The organism is Pseudomonas sp. CCNWLW23, from assembly GCF_037095675.1.
In the GTDB taxonomy this organism is placed as follows: domain Bacteria; phylum Pseudomonadota; class Gammaproteobacteria; order Pseudomonadales; family Pseudomonadaceae; genus Aquipseudomonas; species Aquipseudomonas atacamensis.
Genome location: NZ_JBAWKM010000006.1, coordinates 1 through 18,048, shown reverse-complemented (window position 1 = coordinate 18,048; position 18,048 = coordinate 1). Strand labels below are relative to the sequence as shown.

Here is an 18,048-nt window from a genome sequence, read left to right as displayed (position 1 = left end):
GGCGATTCGAGGGGGCGTTTGCCCCCTCGATTGCTTCCCGTCAAGTAAACAGATCAACGCCCAACTGGAACGCTACCCATAGCGCCAGACCTGTAGCAAACATCAGCGCGATGTTTTCAAACAGGTTGTTGCGGTACTGCTTGTCCAGCAGCGATTTCTGGTTGGACATGATCAGCAAGCCCAGGGAAATCACCGGCAAACCAATGATGTTCAATGCGCTGACACCAATGGTCAGGGTGACGAAATCCGGCATGCCCGGCATCGACCAGATCAGCGGCGTGACGAGGATGAACAGCATGAACCACTTGTGCATCGGGTCGTGATGGAACTCTTTACCGTACTTCTCGCGACGCTCAGGACGAACATGCTGGAAGGCATCGGTGATCAGCATCGGAAACGCCGTGGTCTTGCCTGAAATACTGGCAAACAAGGTCGCGAACACGCCGATGAAGAACACGTACCAGCCGATCGGGCCGAAGAAGATTTCCAGCGCCTTGCCCAGATCGCCCAAGGTTTTCACCTCGATACCGTTGGGCCGCAGGATTTCCGCGCCAACAATCCAGATCGCCAGGTTGATGATGATCCCGACGAACACCGCAAACAGCAGATCGTTACGTTGAATGCGCTTGTGCTGCGGCCCGGTCCAGCCTTTCTGGCGCATGACATACGGGTGCACGAAGTTGGCGATCGAGCCGGCGACCGCGCCGATCACCGAGACCGCCACCAGCAAGGCGCCATGCACGCCTTCGTCCGGCGGAATGCTGAAGCCGATGGTGCCTTTGATGATGCCGCTGACATCCGGGCCGGACATCACCGCCAGGGCGATGAACGCCAGGGTCATGATCGCCAGCAGCAGCTTCATCACGCCTTCGATCATCGTGTAGATGTTGCGCCCGACCAGCATCCACACCGCCAGCACCACCGCCACCGAGCACAGCAATGGCTGATCGATCTTGAACAGCATCGCCAGCGACTCCCCTGCCCCCTTGATCATGTAGGCGTTCATCAAGTGCCCCATCAACAAGGCATAAACCAGCATGAACCAGGCAAACACCGGGTTGAGCTGGGCGTAGCCCTGCAGAATGGTCATGCCCTGGTTATTGCACAGCTGGAAACGGGCAATGATGTTGACGATCAGGTATCTCAACAGCAAAGAGACCGCCAGCACCCACATCATCGCGTAGCCGTAATTCGCACCGGCCACTGAAGACGTGATGAGATCGCCCGCACCGAGCCACGACAGCACGGCGATAATGCCGGGGCCGAGCAGTTTCAGCGTACGCAGGAACAGGTTTTGCGGTTTTGCGGCGGCCTGATGATCGAGTGGAGCCATGCTCGTCATAGGGGTATCTCCGTTATTGTTTTTGTGAGAGTTGTTGCACTGCGCACATTAGGTAGGATGTCGTACAACAACGCTAACGGGAGAGTATGTAGAAATGTGTCAAACCTCAATCACGACCATCCTCTCCGATCATTTCCGCTGATCAAAATCATCTAGAACAAGCACGTCAAATAAGCGTAGCGACGTTACAGGTCTACGAAATAGCCATTGATGGCCCAGCCAATCACTCATAGGATGACTGATCACAACAACAATAAGGCTGAAAATGATGAAAAGAACCCTCTTGATCGCTGCGCTCGCTTCAGCTCTGAGCGGGACGGCCAACGCCGCTACCTACGCTTACATCTCCAGCCCCGGCGACGGTCTGATCTCGCAATACCGCCTTGATCAGAGCAACGGCGCGCTCACCCTCATTGAACAAATCCAGGCCGGCGACCAGGTCAATCCCATGGCGCTCACCCCGGACGGCAAAGTGCTGTTTGCAGCGTTGCGGGTCAACCCTTTCCAGGTTCTGGGCTATCGGATCGACTCCAAAAGCGGGCACCTGACAAAGTTTACCCAAGCGCCCCTGGCAGAGAGCATGGCCTACCTGTCGACCGATCGAAAAGGTCGCTACCTGCTCGCCGCGTCCTACGGCGCCGATACCCTCAGCGTTCAAAAGATCGGCGAAGATCATCAACCTTCCGCCAACATCCTGCGCTACCCGACCGGCCTGCATGCCCATTCGATTCGCACCGAGCCGAGCAATCGCTTTGCCTACGCCGGTAACCTGGGCACCGACAAGGTGCTGCAATATCGCCTGGACGCCAAGACTGGCGAGCTCAGCCCGATCGGCAGCGGCTCGGTCAGTGTTCCGGATAAAACCGGCCCCCGGCACCTGGCGTTCTCGCCGAACGGCAAATTCCTTTACGTCGTCGGCGAAATGAGCGGCACCGTGACTGCGTTTTCAATTGACGACGCCAGCGGCGCGTTGACCCGAATTGCTGAAGCCAATGGCATTCCCGAACGTTTGCAACTGGCTCACGGCGAAGTTCGGGATGCGCGCAACAACGACCTGAAAGACGACCCGACCCCGCGCGTCTGGGCCGCTGACCTGCGCATGTCGCCGGATGGAAAACTGCTGCTGATGAGTGAGCGCACCAGCAGCAGCGTTTCGGCATTTACCGTGGATCCGGCAACCGGAGGACTGAAGTTCCTCGATAACTACCCGGTGCAAGAACAGCAACCGCGAAATATCGCCTTCTCCCCCGATGGCCACTGGCTGCTGGTGACGGGCGAGAAAAGCGCCAAGGTCGGCACGTACGCAGTGAGCAAGGATGGCGCGCTGAAGCGTGTCGGTGAAGCGGCCTCCGGCAAAGGCGCGTTATGGATCGAAGTACTGCAAACGCCTGACTCATGAATATCTGCGGAGCAGCAACTGCTCCGCCGTTCTGCAACTAATCCCCCGCCGCTTCGGTCATTAGGTTTGCCGAGGTTGATACATTTTCGCAGACCTCACTTTCAAGAGACTGCCCAACGTGATCAGCCATCTCGATCGCCGCAACAACCGCTCGCTGGACAGTCTGAATTTCTTTCTCGCCGATGTCCGCGACGGCCTCGGGCCGTACCTCGCCATCTACTTGCTCGCCGTGCACCACTGGGACCCGGCCAGCATCGGTGTGGTCATGACTCTCGCCGGTATCGCCGCGCTGGTCACGCAGACGCCCGCTGGTGCGCTGGTTGACAGCAGCCGGGCGAAACGGGCGCTGATCATCATCGCCGCGCTGTTGGTGACGGCGAGTTGCCTGGTGCTGCCGTTCATTACTTCATTCAGTCTGGTGGCGTTGACCCAAGCCTTGAGCGCGGCGGCAGCATCTATTTTTGCCCCGGCCATTTCCGCGATCACCCTGGGCATCACCGGCCCGCGAGCATTCACCCGGCGTACCGGTCGCAACGAGACGTTCAACCACGCCGGCAACGCGTGCGCAGCGTTGTTGGCCGGTTTGTTTGCGTATCTGTTCGGTCCGGTGGCGGTGTTTTATCTGATGGCGGTCATGGCGCTGGCCAGTGTGATTGCCGTGCTGTTCGTTTCGGCAGAAGCGATAGATCACAACGTCGCGCGCGGTTTGCAGCCTGGCGATCAAAGCCATCAGCCGTCCGGGTTCAAGGTACTGCTGAGCAATCGCCCGTTGCTGATGTTTGCCCTGTGCTGCGCGCTGTTCCACTTGGCCAACGCGGCGATGCTGCCGCTGGTGAGCCAGAAACTCGCCCAAGCCAACTTGCACATGGCCACGCCGCTGACGTCGGCGTGTATCGTCGCCGCGCAACTGGTGATGGTGCCGATGGCGCTGCTGGCCGGTGCGAAAGCCGATGTCTGGGGGCGCAAACCGTTATTGCTGGCGGGTTTTCTGATCCTGCCGCTGCGTGGCTTGCTCTACACCTTCTCGGATGATCCGTACTGGCTGGTCGCCGTGCAGTTGCTCGACGGCGTCGGTGCCGGGCTGTTCGGCGCGCTGTTCCCGGTGATGGTCAAGGATCTCACGCTCGGCTCCGGGCATTTCAATGTCAGCCTTGGCGCGCTGACCACAGCGTTTGGTCTGGGCGCGGCGCTGAGCAATGGGCTGGCCGGTTTTGTCGTCGAGGCCGCCGGTTACAGCGCGGCATTCCTGACTCTCGCCGGGGTTGCAGCGGCTGCATTCCTGCTGCTGTTGATCGCTGTTCCGGAACCGCTGCAGCGGACTGAGAAAATCGAGTCCGCTGCAGTTATGGGCCAAACCTGAGCTAATCGCCACCGCAGCCATTGCCGAGCACGTTGTACGTGGCGACATGCCGCTGGCCGTGGCTGTCTTCATAGACGACCTCCACCGGAACAATTCCGCAGGCGGCGCTGGTGTCGGTGATGCTGATGGTCTTGGCGATATCCAGTGGCACGCCGGTCTGCGCAGGTTCGGTGGCGGCGAACACGTTGCCGGCGAGGATGGCCAGGGTCAAAGCAATAAACGTTTTCATGCAGTGATCTCTCTATAAAGGATGAGGAATTCAGGCCTGACGTTCAGTCAGCAATTGGCGCGCGGAATCGGCCATGACCGGCAGCGCTCCGGCGAGCATCAGGACGTCTTTGAGCACCAGGCGTCCGGCGCCGGACAGATAGGGAAAGCCATGCTGACCATCGCCCAGCGCAGCGACCCAGGCTTCAGGCGTGGTGACCAGAAAGCTCAGGGTCACCAGCGGCGTAGCGAACGCCAGCGCGCCACCGAGCAGGCCGGTGCGGCGGGAAAGCGGGTTGGACAGGACCAGTAGACCGATGAGGATTTCCACCACGCCAAGCCCGGTGGAAAAGCCGTAGGTGTTGTTCGCGGTCTGCCAGGCGCGCTTGTCGGCGTTCAGCTCGCCCTCATGGGTCAGGTGCGCCTTGTAGTCCTGCGGGTGTTCGTAGAAGAACGACATCACCGGGCTGTTGGCGACGAAGGGCGTGATGCTGTCGGCTTCGTACGGGACGAATTTCAGCGCGCCGATCCACAGGAAGACGATGGCGATGGCCACGCGCATCAGCGGGATACCGAGGCGATCGAGTTTGCCGAGCTGTTGTAGTCCGGCGTTGATTGAGGTGAACATGCGACTTCTCCAGATCAATGAAAGTGGAGTCAGTCTGCGGTGCTACCGAATCGCGCTTTTGTCGGTCATGCTCAACGTCTTGCTCAATCGTCTCAACTTTGCGGATTTCCATCGTGATGGGTGCCAATGAACTCGCTCGATAAGCTCATCAGCCTGGCCAACGTGCGCGGCAGCCTCGATCTGCGTTGCCAGTTTCAAGGCGACTGGGCGCGCGATCATCAACAGGAAGCCTTGGGCAAGGCGCCCTATCACATCGTGCTTAAAGGTGAATGCCGGGTTGAACTGGCCAGCGGACAACGCCTGGCAATGCGCGCCGGCGATATTCTGCTGTTGCCACGGGGGACGCCACATGTGCTGCACAGTGACGGCAAAAACGTAGCGCCGATGTCGCCAACGCTGATTCCCGGCGGGGTGTTGCCGATCTATCGGCTGGGTGGCGCGAGCGCCGATCTGGACATGCTCTGCGGTGGCTTTCATTACAACCGCGCGTCGATGCTGTTCGCCGCCCTCCCCGATTACCTGTTGATTGCCAACGACGGCTTGCCGGTGGATGCGCCGCTGACCGGCCTGATTGCGCTGTTGCGCAGCGAAGCCGACAGCGAACAGCCGGGCGCGCGGTTCCTCCTCGATTCACTGTCCCAAGCCTTGTTCACCTTGATTCTGCGTGCGCACCTGGCCCGTGCGGAGCAGGACAAGAGCACCCTGGCGCTGCTCGGCGACCAGCGCCTCGGCCGGACCTGTCAGGCGATACTGGCCGACCCGGCGCACGAGTGGACCATCGAAGCCATGGCCGACACCGCGAACATGTCTCGTGCAACGTTCATGCGCACCTTCGCCCGGGTCGCTGGCGTGTCGCCGTGGGTGCTGCTGACCCAGTTGCGCATGGAGCTGGCGTTCAGTCTGCTCAGCCATTCGCATCTGGGCCTGAATGACATTGCCGTGCAGGTCGGCTACCAGTCGCAAGCTGCATTCAGCAAGAAATTCAAGGAAACCTACGGCGAGGCCCCGGGCAAGATCCGCCGCGCGATCTGAGCGGATGGGTCGCTTTGTATCAGCGTGTAGCATTTGCGGACACAGATACATACGCATGCGAAGTTCGGCCGTGCGCACACACAACTGACACATTTAGCGCGCTAAATACCACTGTCGCTTCCATTCCTACCTTAACCAATCGACAGGACATCACCATGAACAAAGTCTTCGCTACCCTCGCCCTTACCGCCGCCATGTTTGGTGCCACCGCAGCGTTCGCCGCGCCGGTCAAACCTACCGTGGTGCTGGTGCACGGTGCCTTTGCCGATTCGAGCAGCTGGAACGGCGTGGTCAAGATTCTCGAGAAGGATGGCTACCCGGTGATCGCCGCCGCCAACCCGCTGCGCTCGGTCAAGGGTGATGCGCAATCGGTGGCGGATGTGCTGGCCAGCGTGAAAACCCCGGTGGTGCTGGTCGGCCACTCTTACGGTGGCCCGGTGATCAGCGAAGCCGCTTACGGCAATGCCAATGTCAAAGCGCTGGTGTACGTCGCCGCGTTCGCCCCGGAAAAGGGTGAAACCGCAGCCGAATTGTCCGGGCGTTTCCCCGGCAGCACCCTTGGCCCGACCCTGTCGGCCCCGGTTGAGCTGGCCGATGGTGGCAAGGATTTGTACATCCAGCAGGACAAATTCCATGAGCAGTTTGCAGCCGATGTTTCCCCGGCAGATGCGAAGTTGATGGCCGCGACCCAGCGCCCGGTGACCGTCGCCGCGCTCAACGAAGCCGCCACCGAGCCTGCATGGAAAACCGTGCCGTCGTACTTCGTCTACGGTGACGAGGACAAGAACATCCCGGCGCAAGCCCTGGCGTTCATGGCCGAGCGCGCGCACTCCAAGCAGACCGTCGTGGTCAAAGGCGCGTCGCACGTGGTGATGGTGTCCAACCCGAAAGCCGTCGCCAGCCTGATCGAAACCGCTGCGGCCGCAAAGTGATCCAGCGCTGAATTGAAACTTGAAGCCTTAGCTGTGAACCCTGTTCACGGCTTTCAGCGCTGGATGATGTTGTAGACGTTCGCTGAGGAAATCGACAAACGTGCGCACCTTCGCCGGTACGCGCGGATGTTTCAGATAGACCAGTTGCACCGGTAACGCCGGCGGCTCAAATGCCTGCAACACCAATTCCAGTTCACCGGCCGCAACCTGGCTGGCGACTTGATAAGACAGCACCCGGGTAATGCCCCAACCGGAACTGGCGATGTTTATCGCCGCCTGATTCGCCGTGACCACCAGACGCGGTTCGAAGCGAAAGCTCAACGGGCCATCGGCATGGGCGAATTGCCAATCGCTGAGCAAATGACTGGCGGACGACATGACGATATTGGCGCGGCTCAGCTCGTTCGGATGTTGCGGTCGGCCATAGCGGGCGAAGTAATCCGGCGTGCCGCAAATCACTTGGCGGACCTCGCCGACCTTGATTGCATGCTGATTGTTTTCGTGCAGATGGCCGATGCGTACGGCGACATCGATACCCTCTTCCACCATGTTCACCACGCGATCGACCAGCAACGCCTTCAGATGCACTGAAGGAAACGCATCGACGTATTGCGCCAGCAACGGCGCGATGAACAGCTCGCCAAACAACACCGACGCGGTCACGCTCAAGTGCCCGCACGGCACCCGATAACTGCCGGCGGCCGCCTCTTCGGCTTCGTCGACGTCGCACAGAATTCTTCGGCAATCGTCCAGATAACGATGCCCGGCTTCGGTCAGGTGCAGGCTGCGCGTGGTGCGCGACAACAGGCGCGTGCCGATGCGTTGCTCCAGCGCGGCAATGGCGCGGGTGACGCTGGGGGGCGAGGTGTTCAAACGCCGGGCCGCCGCCGCAAAGCCACCCTCCTCGGCCACGGCCAGGAACATGCGCATTTCCTGAAAACGATCCATAGACGGGATCCTGTAAAAAACTTCGAAAACACAGTGAAATCATGTGGGAGCGAGCCTGCTCGCGAAGGCATTCTGTCAGTCAACATCACCGTTGAATGACACACCGCTTTCGCGAGCAGGCTCGCTCCCACAGGATATGTGCATCGTTGTGAATCAAGCTGTTTGCAGGCCCACCGCTGTACGCTGCATGCCGACGAATTTCGGCAGCGCCTCGACCCGCGCCAGCCACGCCCGCACATTCGGGTAATCCTCCAGCGAGACATTGCCTTCCGGTGCGTGGGCGACGTAAGTGTAGGCGGCCACATCGGCAACGGTTGCCTTATCGCCGGCAAGGAATGCGCTGTTGGCCAACTCGTCTTCCATCACCTGCAACAACGCATGGGAACGCTTGATCGCATCAGCTGCGTCGTAACCGGCGCCGAAAACCGTGATCAAGCGCGCCGTGGCCGGGCCGGAGCTGATCTGCCCGGCAGCCACCGATAACCAGCGCTGCACCTTGGCTTGTTCGACCGGATCGCTCGGCAGCCACTGGCCGTTGCCGTATTTGCTCGCCAGATAAACCAGAATGCCGTTGGAATCAGCGAGCACCGTACCGTTGTCGTCAATCACCGGCACCTGGCCGAAACGGTTGAGGGCGAGGAATTCAGGGGTTTTGTGTGCGCCCTTCATCAGGTCGACGAACAGCAGTTCGGTCGGCACATCCAGCAGGGACAACATCAACTCGACGCGATGCGAGTGGCCGGACAACGGATGGCGGTACAGTTTGACGGCTGACTGAGACATGACGTGCTCCTGGATTATTTGAGGTCGACCCGCTGATCGTGTCGATGGGTCTCATCCTGCTCCCCTGCCGCAAATCGCGGAATCCTCAGCAAATACAATCGAGCATTTCAGCCAGTGAAATAATCACCCGCCTCCTTAGGCGCGCGCAGGGATCATTTCACCGAGTGAAACAGTGGATTGCAGTTTCTGGCCATTCCCTCGCAACCAGCCGGGGGCGAACATGAGCCCAACTTGAGCTTCAGCCCCAGGCGGCTCACCGGCCCGTTTGTACCCGAGGAGAATCGAAATGGACACAGCGTCGAAACCGCAGCCCTCGCCCTGGCATGAAGGTGAGCTGACCCTGCAACGTGCCGTCGGCGCGGTGGAGATGATGGTCGGTGTCGGCCAGCGGCAACTGGCCCGCGACTGGATGCCGGACCAGCACCGCGAGTTCTATGCGCAACTGCCCTTCGTCGTGCTCGGCGCCGTCGACAGCCAGGGCGATCCGTGGGCAACGCTGCGCACCGGTCAACCGGGGTTCATGGATTCGCCGTCACCACAGGTTCTGAAGATCAAACTCGACGCGCAGCCCAACGACCCGGCCAATCAAGGCCTGCAACCCGGCGATGCGATCGGCATGCTCGGCATCGAGCTGCACACCCGTCGGCGCAATCGCATGAACGGCAATATCAGCCGCCGCGAGGACAACAGCCTCGAGATCAGCGTGACCCAGGCTTACGGCAACTGCCCGCGCTACATCAATCTGCGCCACTACGCGTTCGTCGATGAGACCACCGACAACGCGCTCGACTTGCCGATCAGCGAACCCTTGGTGCGCGACATGATCACCGCCGCCGACTCGTTCTACGTGGCCACTTACGTGGTGCGCGACGGCGAGCGCCAAGTCGACGTGTCCCATCGCGGTGGAAAATCCGGCTTCGTGCACATGGACGAGGACGGCACCCTGACCATCCCGGATTTCTCCGGCAATCTGTTCTTCAACACCTTGGGCAACATCCTGCTCAACCCGCGCGCCGGGCTGACCTTTATCGATTTCGAAAGCGGCGATCTGTTGCAGATGACCGGCAGCGCAGAAGTGCTGCTCGACGATCCGCAAATCGCCGCGTTCCAGGGCGCCGAGCGCCTGTGGCGCTTCAAACCGCAGCGCATCGTTTACCGTCAGGCCGCGCTGCCACTGCGCTGGGCCGAGCAGCCGGAAGGCGATTCGCCCAACTCGCAAATGACCGGCAGCTGGGAACAGACCCGCGAGCGTCTGCAGGCCGAGGCGCTGCGCAACCAATGGCGCGCGCTGCACGTCACGCGGGTGGTCGATGAGAGTCCGCAGATCCGTTCTTTTTACCTGCAAGCCAACGACGGCTTCGGCCTGCCGCGCTTCGAACCGGGCCAGCACTTGCCGATCAAGGTCTTGCTCGACGGCCAGGATGCCGCGTCGATCCGCACCTACAGCGTGTCCAGCGCGCCGTCGGACGAGTTCCTGCGCATCAGCGTCAAACGCGATGGCTCGGTGTCTTCGCATCTGCATGATCGGGTGCAGGCATTGGACTTGATCGAAGCCCGCGCGCCGCAAGGCGATTTCACCGTCGACGCCACCGAACGCCGGCCACTGGTGCTGTTGGCCGCAGGGGTTGGGGTGACGCCGTTGCTGTCGATGCTGCGCGAGGTGGTCTATCAGGGCAAACGTATCAGCCGCATGCGCCCGACCTGGGTGGTGCAAAGCAGTCGCACCGTCGAGGATCTGGCCTTTCGCGATGAAATCGACGCCTTGGCTGCACGCGCCGGTGACAAGGTCAAGGTGCTGCGCGTGGTCAGCCAGCCGCCGCTGGACGCAACAGCGCAGGGTTACGATCACGCCGGGCGCATCGACATCGCCTTGCTGAAAAGCCTGCTGCCGCTGGATGACTACGATTTCTACCTGTGCGGCCCGGGCAGCTTCACTCAGGCGCTGTACGACGGCTTGCGCAAAATGCGTATTCCCGATGATCGCATCCACGCCGAAACCTTCGGCCCGTCGACGCTGATCCGCGATGTCGAAATCAGTACCCCGGCGCCGCCACAAGTACCGGTCGCGGAAGAGCCGGTCAAGGTGCTGTTCGCCACGTCCGGCAAGGAAGCACGCTGGGAACCGGGCAGCGGCACCTTGCTGGAACTGGCCGAGGCACGTGGCTTGAATCCGGAGTTCAGCTGTCGCGGCGGTTCCTGCGGCACCTGCAAAACCCGCCTTACCAGCGGCCAGGTGCATTACCTCACCCCGCCGGCCATGCGCCTGGCGGACGACGAAGTGCTGATCTGCTGCGCCGCCCCGGCGCAGGGCAGCGAAACCCTGGTGCTGGACGTTTGAATCATGAGGAGGTGCGCCATGAAGCCGTATGCAGAAACCAACGTCGTTTGGCCGCAAGAGAAAACCGGACTGTCCGCCAGTGAATGCGAACGCAGTTTTTTACTGCCGCAACTGATGGGTTCACTCGCCGGTGAAACCTGCGCGTTGACGGGCTCATTCAATCAACGTGAGCATCTGCCTTCAAGCCCGAACGGCTGGTTTTCCCGCGGGCTCAAGGCGTTGTTTGCTTAGGCTTTGCTAACAGCCGCCACCCTGCCCGCCGGCCGGTGCTGGCGGCTGGTGACCAGGCCAATGAACGAGATCAGCAGCGCCAGGCCAATGGTCGAAGTCACTTCCAGGCGATGTTCAGGGGTGATCATCATCACTGCCAACGCCGCGCAGATAAAGGCGATAACCAGCCAGGTGAGCCAGGGAAACAGCCACATGCGCAAGGTCATTTCGACCTTTTCCCGTTCCAGTCGGCGGCGCATGCGCAACTGCGAAATGGCGATCACCAGATACACCAGCAAGGCGATTGCGCCGGAGCTGGCGAGCAGGAACTGGAACAGCCCGGCCGGCACGAAATAGCTGAGTAACGTCACGCCTGCGCCGATCACCGTGCTGGCAATGACCGCCGCGCGTGGCACGCCGGCCGCCGAAGTCACCTTCAATGCCGGCGGCGCATCGCCGCGTCGGCCCAGCGAATAGAGCATGCGCGAGGAAATGTAGATCGACGAGTTCATGCAACTGGCCACCGCGATCAATACGACCACGTCGACGAGGAATTTAGCGTTGGGGATGTTCATCAGTTCTAGTGCGCGCTGGTAGGAACCGACCGAGGCAAGTTGCGGGTCATTCCACGGCACCACGGAAATCACCACGAAGATCGACAGCAGATAGAAAATGCCGATGCGCCAGATCACCGAGCGCGTGGCCTTGGCGATGTTCTGCGCCGGATTGTTCGATTCCGCAGCGGCGATGGTCACCGCTTCGGTGCCGATGAAACTGAACATGATGGTGATGAAAGCGCCGACCACCGCCGACATGCCGTTGGGCGCAAAGCCGCCGTGCTCGGCCATCAGCGTGCTCAAGCCACTGGCTTCGCGTTCGGGAATCCAGCCCATCAGCACCGCAAAACCCAGACCGATGAAACCGATGATTGCGATGACCTTGGCCATGGCGAACCAGAATTCGAACTCGCCGTATTTCGACACGCTGAACAGGTTGGTGATCACCAGCAGCACGATCGACAGCAAAGCGAACAACCACGCATCGACTTGGGGAAACCACTGATTGAGCACGTGCCCGGCGGCCAAGGCTTCGATGGGAATCACCAGCACCCAGAACCACCAGTAGAGCCAGCCAATGGTGAAGCCGGCCCAGCGGCCTATGGCTTGATCGGCGTAGGTGGAAAACGAGCCGGTGTCGGGATGCGCCACGGCCATTTCGCCGAGCATGCGCATGACCAGCACGACCAGCAGACCGGAGAACAGATAAGCGAGCAGCACCGCAGGTCCTGCGGCGGCGATGGCGTGGCCTGAGCCAACGAAAAGTCCTGCGCCGATGATGCCGGCAATGGAAAGCATGGTGACGTGACGCGGTTTGAAACCTTGCGCCAACTGACCGTTGGAGTCCTTGGGGTTCAGGCTAGTCATGGGTTCTTATTGTTCTCATGATCGACGTTTGGGCCACTGACTGAGCGTCAGGCGATCATCATTTCCGGTGTCGACATCAGGCTAAAGCTGCGACGCAGACGCTTTGCCGACGAAATGATGCTTCACCTTACGTGGCCCGGCCGCCGCGCAACTAGCCTGAGTGCGGCATGCCGATGTCTGATTTCGACATGCCACTCTCAGGCCAGCATGGGTCGGCGGCAACCGCTGCGGCGATTTACAGCGTGTAGGAAATCCCCACCTGCACGGTTCGCGGCGCGCCCGGGTAGGCGTAAACGTTGCCGAAGGCGCCTTCTTCGTAGTCGCGATCGAAGATGTTTTTCACATCGAGATTGAGGCGCACTTTGTCGTTCACCTTGTAGAAGCTCAGCAGGTCGACCACGGTGTAACTGCCCATGGAAAACGCGGTGTTGGCGGTCTGCCCGGCGCGCTCGTCGACGTATTTCAGGCCGGTGCCAAGGCCAAGGCCTTTGAGCGTGCCGTCCTGGAATTCGTACATATTGAGCAGGCTGAAGCTGTTCTTCGGGATGTTCAGCAGGCGCGTGCCGGAGCGCAGCGTGTTGTCCTTGGTCACCTCGGCGTCGACGTAAGCGTAACCGCCGACCACTCGCCACTCCGGGGTGAGATTGCCGCTGACGTTGACGTCGAAACCACGGCTGCGCACTTCACCGGCGGCGACGCTGAAGGTCGAATCCACCGGGTCGGTGGTCAGCACGTTGCGTTTTTCGATCTGGTAGATCGCCGCGTCGACGCTCAACTGCTGATCCAGCGCTTCCCACTTCACGCCCATCTCGTAGGACTTGCCTTTCTCCGGGGCGAAACCGCCGCCTTCGCGACTGGCGCCGGTGTTGGGCTTGAACGAGCGCGCGGTGTTGGCGTAGACCGCCAGGGTATCGGTCAAATCGTAGGTGACGCCGATACGCGGGGTGACGGCGTTGTCGCTGGCCTGCCAGCTCTTGCCGCCCGGCACGTATGTTTCGTAATCGTGCTCGAAGCGCTCGAAACGTGCGCCGGCCAGCACTTTCAGTTTGTCGGTCAGGGCGACCTGATCCTGCACGAACGCGGCGTAGGTCTTGAGGTTTTCCTTGTCGTGAGTCGGTGTGCGGGTCAGCGCCGGGCGTGGCTGGCCGTAGACCGGGTTGAAGATGTCGATCGGGTAGGCACTGACCGCGCCGCTGGAGCGCTGGATGATCGACTTGTAGTCGTAATCTTCGTACTCGATGCCGGTGAGCAAGGTGTGCTGCAGACCGCCAGTATCAAAATGCCCGGTGAGGTTGAGCTGGGTGTCCTTGTCGGTCCATTCCAGCTTGCGGTAGTTGAAGTTGCGTCCCAGCGTGCGGCCGTCAGCGGCAATGCCGTTGGCCTCGATCGCATTGCCCTTGAGCGAGCCGTCGAGCCACTGGAAACCGCCGCCCAGGGTCCAGTCGTCGTTGAGCATGTGCTCGAAACGCAGTTGCGCCATGTTGTTGTCGTTGTGCAGCTTGCCGACGTCCTTCTCGCCAAAGAAGGTATCGCGCGAGGCAGTGCCGATCTGCGCCGGGTAGCGCGTCACGCCACGATCGAGCGGCGCGTTGTTGCGCATGAAATCGCCTTCGAAAATCAGCTTGGTCGCGTCGGTGGCCTGCCAGCTCAGCACCGGTGTGATGCCGTAGCGCTCGGTCTCGACATGATCGCGGAAGGTGTCACCGCCCTCGCCCACCACATTCAAGCGATAGGCCAAACGCCCTTCTTCATCGAGTGGCCCGGAAGCGTCGAGGGTGCCGCGCTTCATGCCTTGGTCGTTCAACTGGCTGCCTAACGTTACGGTGCGCTCGGGCAACGGCTGTTTCGACACCACGTTGAAGGTACCGCCGGGATCGCCACGGCCATAGAGCATGGTCGCCGGACCGCGCAGCACTTCCAGACGCTCGATGGTATTCGCGTCGGGCATATTCGGGTAGCCACGGTTGATCGGGAAACCGTTGCGGTAGAACTCACCGGTGGTAAAACCGCGCACGGTGAAGGTGGTCAGGCCCTGCCCGCCGAAGTTGTTCGCGCGCCCGACGCCGCCGGCGTAATCCAGCGCATCCTGCAAACGCGTGGCGCCGAGGTCTTCGACGGCATCCTTGGTCACCACGCTGATTGACTGCGGGGTTTCATGAATCGAAGTGTCGGTGCGCGTGGCGCTGGCCGAACGCGTCGCGCGATAGCCTTGCACCGGGCCGTCTGCCCTTTCGTAATCCGCTGTGCCGACCACATCGGTGGCTTCCAGCTCAAGCGTTGAAGAAGTCGGTTCGGCTGACTCAGCCCACGAGGAAGAAGACAACGCCTGCAGCACACAAATGGAAAGCAGAGTTCGACGCATGAGGTGAAAACCTTTACGAATAGGCCAGAACGAAGGGCAAAACCGCCAGTGAAAACGCCGCGCATGGTATATGGTCGCATTAGTAATTGAAACGTATTCTTATTTGTCATGTTGATCAGGATTGGTGAGCGAGATTCATCACTCCATCCTGAAACCGCGCATTATCAGCAGCGTGTCGATGGCCTAGGCTCGTAGAGATCCGACGTCAATCGATGGCTGCGCCGCGCTACGTGGGCGCCGCCAGCCTGTCTGAAAGGAATTTGCAGATGAAATTCGACACCCCGGCCGGCGCCAATCCGATCGACCAGCTGAACGTCATCGGCCAACCTGCCGACCGCATCGACGGCAAGCTGAAAACCACCGGCACCGCTCCCTACGCCTACGAGCAAAACGCAGCGGTGCCGGACGCCGCCTATGGCTATATCGTCGGCGCCGGGATCGGCAAGGGACGCATTGCCTCGATCGATTCGACGCAAGCGCGTGAAGCGTCCGGGGTAATCGCCATCGTCACTTACGAAAACGCCGGGGCATTGGCCAGAGGCGAGTTTTACGTAGCCAAGGCGTTGGCCGGGCCGCAGGTCGATCACTATCACCAGGCCGTGGCGATTGTCGTCGCGGACACCTTTGAACAGGCCCGCGCGGCCGCCGGCTTGCTCGACATCCGCTATGTGGCCGAACCAGGTTCCTTCGATCTGGCTGCGGCGAAAGACTCAGCTACCCCACCGCCACCGGCCGGTTTCGGCCCGCCGCCGCAGACCAGCGTCGGTGACTTTGAAGGCGCCTTCAACGCTGCGCCCGTGCAAATCGATCAGCACTACAGCACGCCTGACCAGGCCCACGCGATGATGGAACCGCACGCAACCATTGCCCGCTGGAGCGGCACGCAGTTGACCTTGTGGACATCGATCCAACAGATCAACTGGGGCGTGCGCGATCTGGCGAAAACCCTCGGCATCGCGAAGGAAGATGTGCGCCTGATCTCGCCGTATATCGGCGGTGGTTTCGGCGGTAAGGGCACGATTCTTTGCGACGCAGTGTTGGCATCCCTGGCCGCTCGACATGCCGGGCGACCGGTGAAAGTCGCGCTGCCGCGGCCGCTGATGTTCAACAACCTGACCCATCGTCCGGCGACGCTTCAGCGCCTGCGCATCGGTGCCAACCATGACGGCGTGATCACGGCGATCGGCCACGAGAGCTGGTCGGGCAATCTGCGCGGCGGACGCGCCGAAGCGGCTACCGCGTCAACCCGCTTGCTTTACGCCGGGGCCAATCGCATGACCCGTTTGAATCTCGCCGTGCTCGATCTCGCCGAGGGTTCGGCGATGCGCGCGCCGGGCGAGGCACCGGGGATGATGGCGCTGGAAATCGCCATGGATGAACTGGCCGAAAAGCTGCAGATGGATCCGCTGCAGTTGCGCATCCTCAACGATTCGCAGGTCGATCCGGAGCAACCGGCGCGGCCGTTCTCCAAACGGCAGTTGGTGGAATGCCTGAACACTGGGGCCGAACGCTTCGGCTGGCGTCAGCGCAACCCTCAACCCGGTCAGCGCCGTGAGGGCGGTTGGCTGATCGGCATCGGGCTGGCCTCGGCGATTCGCGGCGCACCGACGACCGCTTCGGCGGCGCGGGTGCGACTCGATCGTCAAGGCGTCATCACCGTGGAAACCGACATGACCGACATCGGCACCGGCAGTTACACCATCATCGCCCAGACCGCTGCCGAAATGATGGGCGTGCCGCTGGACCGTGTCGTGGTGCACTTGGGCGATTCGCGGTTTCCGGAATCGTCGGGCTCCGGCGGCCAGTGGGGCGCCGCCTCCTCCACTGCCGGCGTGTACGCCGCGTGCGTGAAACTGCGTGAGGCCGCCGCTCGCGCCGTCGGGATTGACCCGCAGCAAGCGGAGTTTGTCGACGGGCAAATTCGCGCAGGCTCGCAGCAGGTTGGCTTGGCTCAGGCCGCAGCCAATGGCGAGCTGACGGGCGAGGACCGCATGGAATACAGTGACCTTGCCCAGCGCTTCGCCCAGCAGACCTTCGGCGCGCATTTCGCCGAGGTCGCGGTCAATGCGGCGACCGGCGAAATTCGCCTGCGTCGGCAACTGGCCGTGTGCGCCGCCGGGCGCATCCTCAACCCGAAAACCGCGCGCAGCCAGATCATCGGCGGCATGACCATGGGCGCTGGTGCGGCATTGATGGAAGAGCTGGCGGTGGATCATCGAATCGGCTTTTTCGTCAATCACGATCTGGCCGGATACGAGGTGCCGGTGCACGCCGACATTCCCCATCAGGAAGTGATCTTTCTTGATGAAGTCGACCCGTATGCCACCCCGCTGAAGGCCAAAGGCGTTGGCGAGCTGGGTATCAGCGGCGCCGCGGCGGCCATCGCCAATGCGATCTATAACGCTTGCGGCGTGCGGGTGCGCGATTATCCGATTACGCTGGATAAACTCATCGGCGAGTTGTCCTACCCGGTCTGAGACTGGATCACGCAGGATATCGCCCATGTACCCCACCACCCCCGATGGCCGCTATTTTGTGGTCAAGCAGCAACTCTGGCGTTGCAGCAATCCAGCGCTGCCAGCCGCCGAGCGTGAGGCATTTGTAGCCGAACTCATGTCAGCGCGGCGTGCGGTCAAAGAGGCAAAGCGTGGCGACGATGCACAGGCGTTGAAGTCAGCGAGAGCTCGCGTCAACGTCGCCAAAGTCGCGCTGGGTGAGCGCGGGCCGGTGTGGTGGGATGACGGCAGCCCGGATTACAACCGATTCAAAGTGAGCAATACACCGTATGCGCAGTGGTTTGCCCAACTGCCTGATAAGGACAGCAGTCCTGCCTGAGTTTCGAATGGCCTGATGATCTCCAATCCCACCAATCAACACAGATCTCCTGTGGGAGCGAGCCTGCTCGCGAAGGCGTTGGGTCAGGCGATGAAGATGTTGAATGTGCCGCCGTCTTCGCGAGCAGGCTCGCTCCCACACTGGATTTTGCATGTCGCCGGGATTTTGCAGGCGCCGCGAAAACCTGTGGGAGCGAGCCTGCTCGCGAATGCATTGGGTCAGGCAATGAAGATGTTGAATGTGCCGCC

Annotated in this window: 15 protein-coding genes and 1 pseudogene; 9 read left to right on the top strand and 7 right to left on the bottom strand. The window is 61.1% G+C overall.

What is annotated here, in order from left to right; translation table 11 throughout:
• Positions 1-40: 40 nt before the first annotated feature.
• Positions 41-1,333, bottom strand: a complete 1,293-nt coding sequence (locus V8J63_RS10200; protein ID WP_371699886.1) for an Nramp family divalent metal transporter — start codon at positions 1,331-1,333, stop codon at positions 41-43.
• 274 nt (positions 1,334-1,607) lie between these two features.
• Between V8J63_RS10200 and V8J63_RS10195 the strand changes: the two genes are divergently transcribed.
• Positions 1,608-2,741, top strand: coding sequence for a lactonase family protein (locus V8J63_RS10195; protein WP_336463969.1), 1,134 nt, complete (start codon positions 1,608-1,610; stop codon positions 2,739-2,741).
• 118 nt (positions 2,742-2,859) lie between these two features.
• Entirely contained in the window at positions 2,860-4,101 is a 1,242-nt protein-coding gene (locus V8J63_RS10190; protein ID WP_336463968.1) for an MFS transporter, read from the top strand.
• 1 nt (position 4,102) lies between these two features.
• Here the strand turns inward: V8J63_RS10190 and V8J63_RS10185 are convergent, their stop codons facing one another.
• Together V8J63_RS10185 and rclC are read right to left on the bottom strand one after the other, a co-directional pair.
• Positions 4,103-4,330 (bottom strand): DUF2790 domain-containing protein, encoded by a 228-nt coding sequence (locus tag V8J63_RS10185; RefSeq protein ID WP_024013004.1) that lies wholly within the window; start codon positions 4,328-4,330, stop codon positions 4,103-4,105.
• A 30-nt stretch (positions 4,331-4,360) separates the two neighbouring features.
• On the bottom strand, positions 4,361-4,936 hold the full coding sequence (gene rclC / locus V8J63_RS10180; protein WP_095180050.1) for a reactive chlorine resistance membrane protein RclC: 576 nt from the start codon (positions 4,934-4,936) through the stop codon (positions 4,361-4,363).
• A 126-nt stretch (positions 4,937-5,062) separates the two neighbouring features.
• Between rclC and V8J63_RS10175 the strand changes: the two genes are divergently transcribed.
• Together V8J63_RS10175 and V8J63_RS10170 are read left to right on the top strand one after the other, a co-directional pair.
• Entirely contained in the window at positions 5,063-5,968 is a 906-nt protein-coding gene (locus tag V8J63_RS10175; protein ID WP_313872454.1) for an AraC family transcriptional regulator, read from the top strand.
• Between the two features lie 155 nt (positions 5,969-6,123).
• Complete coding sequence (locus tag V8J63_RS10170; protein WP_336463967.1) at positions 6,124-6,900, top strand: alpha/beta fold hydrolase; 777 nt, start codon at positions 6,124-6,126, stop codon at positions 6,898-6,900.
• A 27-nt stretch (positions 6,901-6,927) separates the two neighbouring features.
• Here the strand turns inward: V8J63_RS10170 and V8J63_RS10165 are convergent, their stop codons facing one another.
• Positions 6,928-7,848, bottom strand: coding sequence for a LysR family transcriptional regulator (locus V8J63_RS10165; RefSeq protein WP_336463966.1), 921 nt, complete (start codon positions 7,846-7,848; stop codon positions 6,928-6,930).
• A 153-nt stretch (positions 7,849-8,001) separates the two neighbouring features.
• Complete coding sequence (locus tag V8J63_RS10155) at positions 8,002-8,631, bottom strand: glutathione S-transferase family protein (protein ID WP_125927075.1); 630 nt, start codon at positions 8,629-8,631, stop codon at positions 8,002-8,004.
• Between the two features lie 286 nt (positions 8,632-8,917).
• Here V8J63_RS10155 and V8J63_RS10150 point away from each other — a divergent pair, with 286 nt between their 5' ends.
• Both V8J63_RS10150 and V8J63_RS10145 read left to right on the top strand, forming a co-directional pair.
• Entirely contained in the window at positions 8,918-10,969 is a 2,052-nt protein-coding gene (locus tag V8J63_RS10150) for a 2Fe-2S iron-sulfur cluster-binding protein (protein ID WP_336463965.1), read from the top strand.
• A gap of 18 nt (positions 10,970-10,987) precedes the next feature.
• On the top strand, positions 10,988-11,200 hold the full coding sequence (locus V8J63_RS10145) for a hypothetical protein (RefSeq protein WP_130902660.1): 213 nt from the start codon (positions 10,988-10,990) through the stop codon (positions 11,198-11,200).
• Here V8J63_RS10145 and gabP read toward each other — a convergent pair.
• Both gabP and V8J63_RS10135 read right to left on the bottom strand, forming a co-directional pair.
• Positions 11,197-12,603 carry a GABA permease gene (gene gabP / locus V8J63_RS10140; RefSeq protein WP_336463964.1) on the bottom strand — a complete coding sequence of 469 codons (1,407 nt, stop codon included), beginning with the start codon at positions 12,601-12,603 and terminating at the stop codon, positions 11,197-11,199. The two genes, V8J63_RS10145 and gabP, sit on opposite strands and share 4 nt — an antisense overlap.
• 235 nt (positions 12,604-12,838) lie before the next feature.
• Positions 12,839-14,965: a TonB-dependent siderophore receptor gene (locus V8J63_RS10135; protein WP_336463963.1), complete on the bottom strand. Its 2,127-nt coding sequence runs from the start codon at positions 14,963-14,965 to the stop codon at positions 12,839-12,841.
• 266 nt (positions 14,966-15,231) lie between these two features.
• Here V8J63_RS10135 and paoC point away from each other — a divergent pair, with 266 nt between their 5' ends.
• The 3 genes and pseudogenes from paoC to V8J63_RS10120 form a co-directional block, all read left to right on the top strand.
• The gene (gene paoC, locus V8J63_RS10130) at positions 15,232-17,442 is read left to right on the top strand and encodes an aldehyde oxidoreductase molybdenum-binding subunit PaoC (protein ID WP_336463962.1); all 2,211 of its coding nucleotides are present in this window, start codon (positions 15,232-15,234) and stop codon (positions 17,440-17,442) included.
• A gap of 25 nt (positions 17,443-17,467) precedes the next feature.
• On the top strand, positions 17,468-17,800 hold the full coding sequence (locus V8J63_RS10125) for a hypothetical protein (RefSeq protein ID WP_336463961.1): 333 nt from the start codon (positions 17,468-17,470) through the stop codon (positions 17,798-17,800).
• Between the two features lie 15 nt (positions 17,801-17,815).
• Positions 17,816-18,048, top strand: a pseudogene (locus tag V8J63_RS10120) (hypothetical protein); the annotation flags it as partial.

Bases quoted from the DNA above. Each gene is read 5' to 3' on its own strand.
- V8J63_RS10145 (WP_130902660.1), top strand. From the start codon at position 10,988: ATGAAGCCGTATGCAGAAACCAACGTCGTTTGGCCGCAAGAGAAAACC.
- V8J63_RS10170 (WP_336463967.1), top strand. From the start codon at position 6,124: ATGAACAAAGTCTTCGCTACCCTCGCCCTTACCGCCGCCATGTTTGGT.
- V8J63_RS10175 (WP_313872454.1), top strand. From the start codon at position 5,063: ATGAACTCGCTCGATAAGCTCATCAGCCTGGCCAACGTGCGCGGCAGC.
- V8J63_RS10200 (WP_371699886.1), bottom strand. From the start codon at position 1,333: ATGGCTCCACTCGATCATCAGGCCGCCGCAAAACCGCAAAACCTGTTC.
- V8J63_RS10125 (WP_336463961.1), top strand. From the start codon at position 17,468: ATGTACCCCACCACCCCCGATGGCCGCTATTTTGTGGTCAAGCAGCAA.
- V8J63_RS10135 (WP_336463963.1), bottom strand. From the start codon at position 14,965: ATGCGTCGAACTCTGCTTTCCATTTGTGTGCTGCAGGCGTTGTCTTCT.
- V8J63_RS10155 (WP_125927075.1), bottom strand. From the start codon at position 8,631: ATGTCTCAGTCAGCCGTCAAACTGTACCGCCATCCGTTGTCCGGCCAC.
- V8J63_RS10165 (WP_336463966.1), bottom strand. From the start codon at position 7,848: ATGGATCGTTTTCAGGAAATGCGCATGTTCCTGGCCGTGGCCGAGGAG.
- V8J63_RS10150 (WP_336463965.1), top strand. From the start codon at position 8,918: ATGGACACAGCGTCGAAACCGCAGCCCTCGCCCTGGCATGAAGGTGAG.
- V8J63_RS10195 (WP_336463969.1), top strand. From the start codon at position 1,608: ATGATGAAAAGAACCCTCTTGATCGCTGCGCTCGCTTCAGCTCTGAGC.
- rclC (WP_095180050.1), bottom strand. From the start codon at position 4,936: ATGTTCACCTCAATCAACGCCGGACTACAACAGCTCGGCAAACTCGAT.
- paoC (WP_336463962.1), top strand. From the start codon at position 15,232: ATGAAATTCGACACCCCGGCCGGCGCCAATCCGATCGACCAGCTGAAC.
- gabP (WP_336463964.1), bottom strand. From the start codon at position 12,603: ATGACTAGCCTGAACCCCAAGGACTCCAACGGTCAGTTGGCGCAAGGT.
- V8J63_RS10185 (WP_024013004.1), bottom strand. From the start codon at position 4,330: ATGAAAACGTTTATTGCTTTGACCCTGGCCATCCTCGCCGGCAACGTG.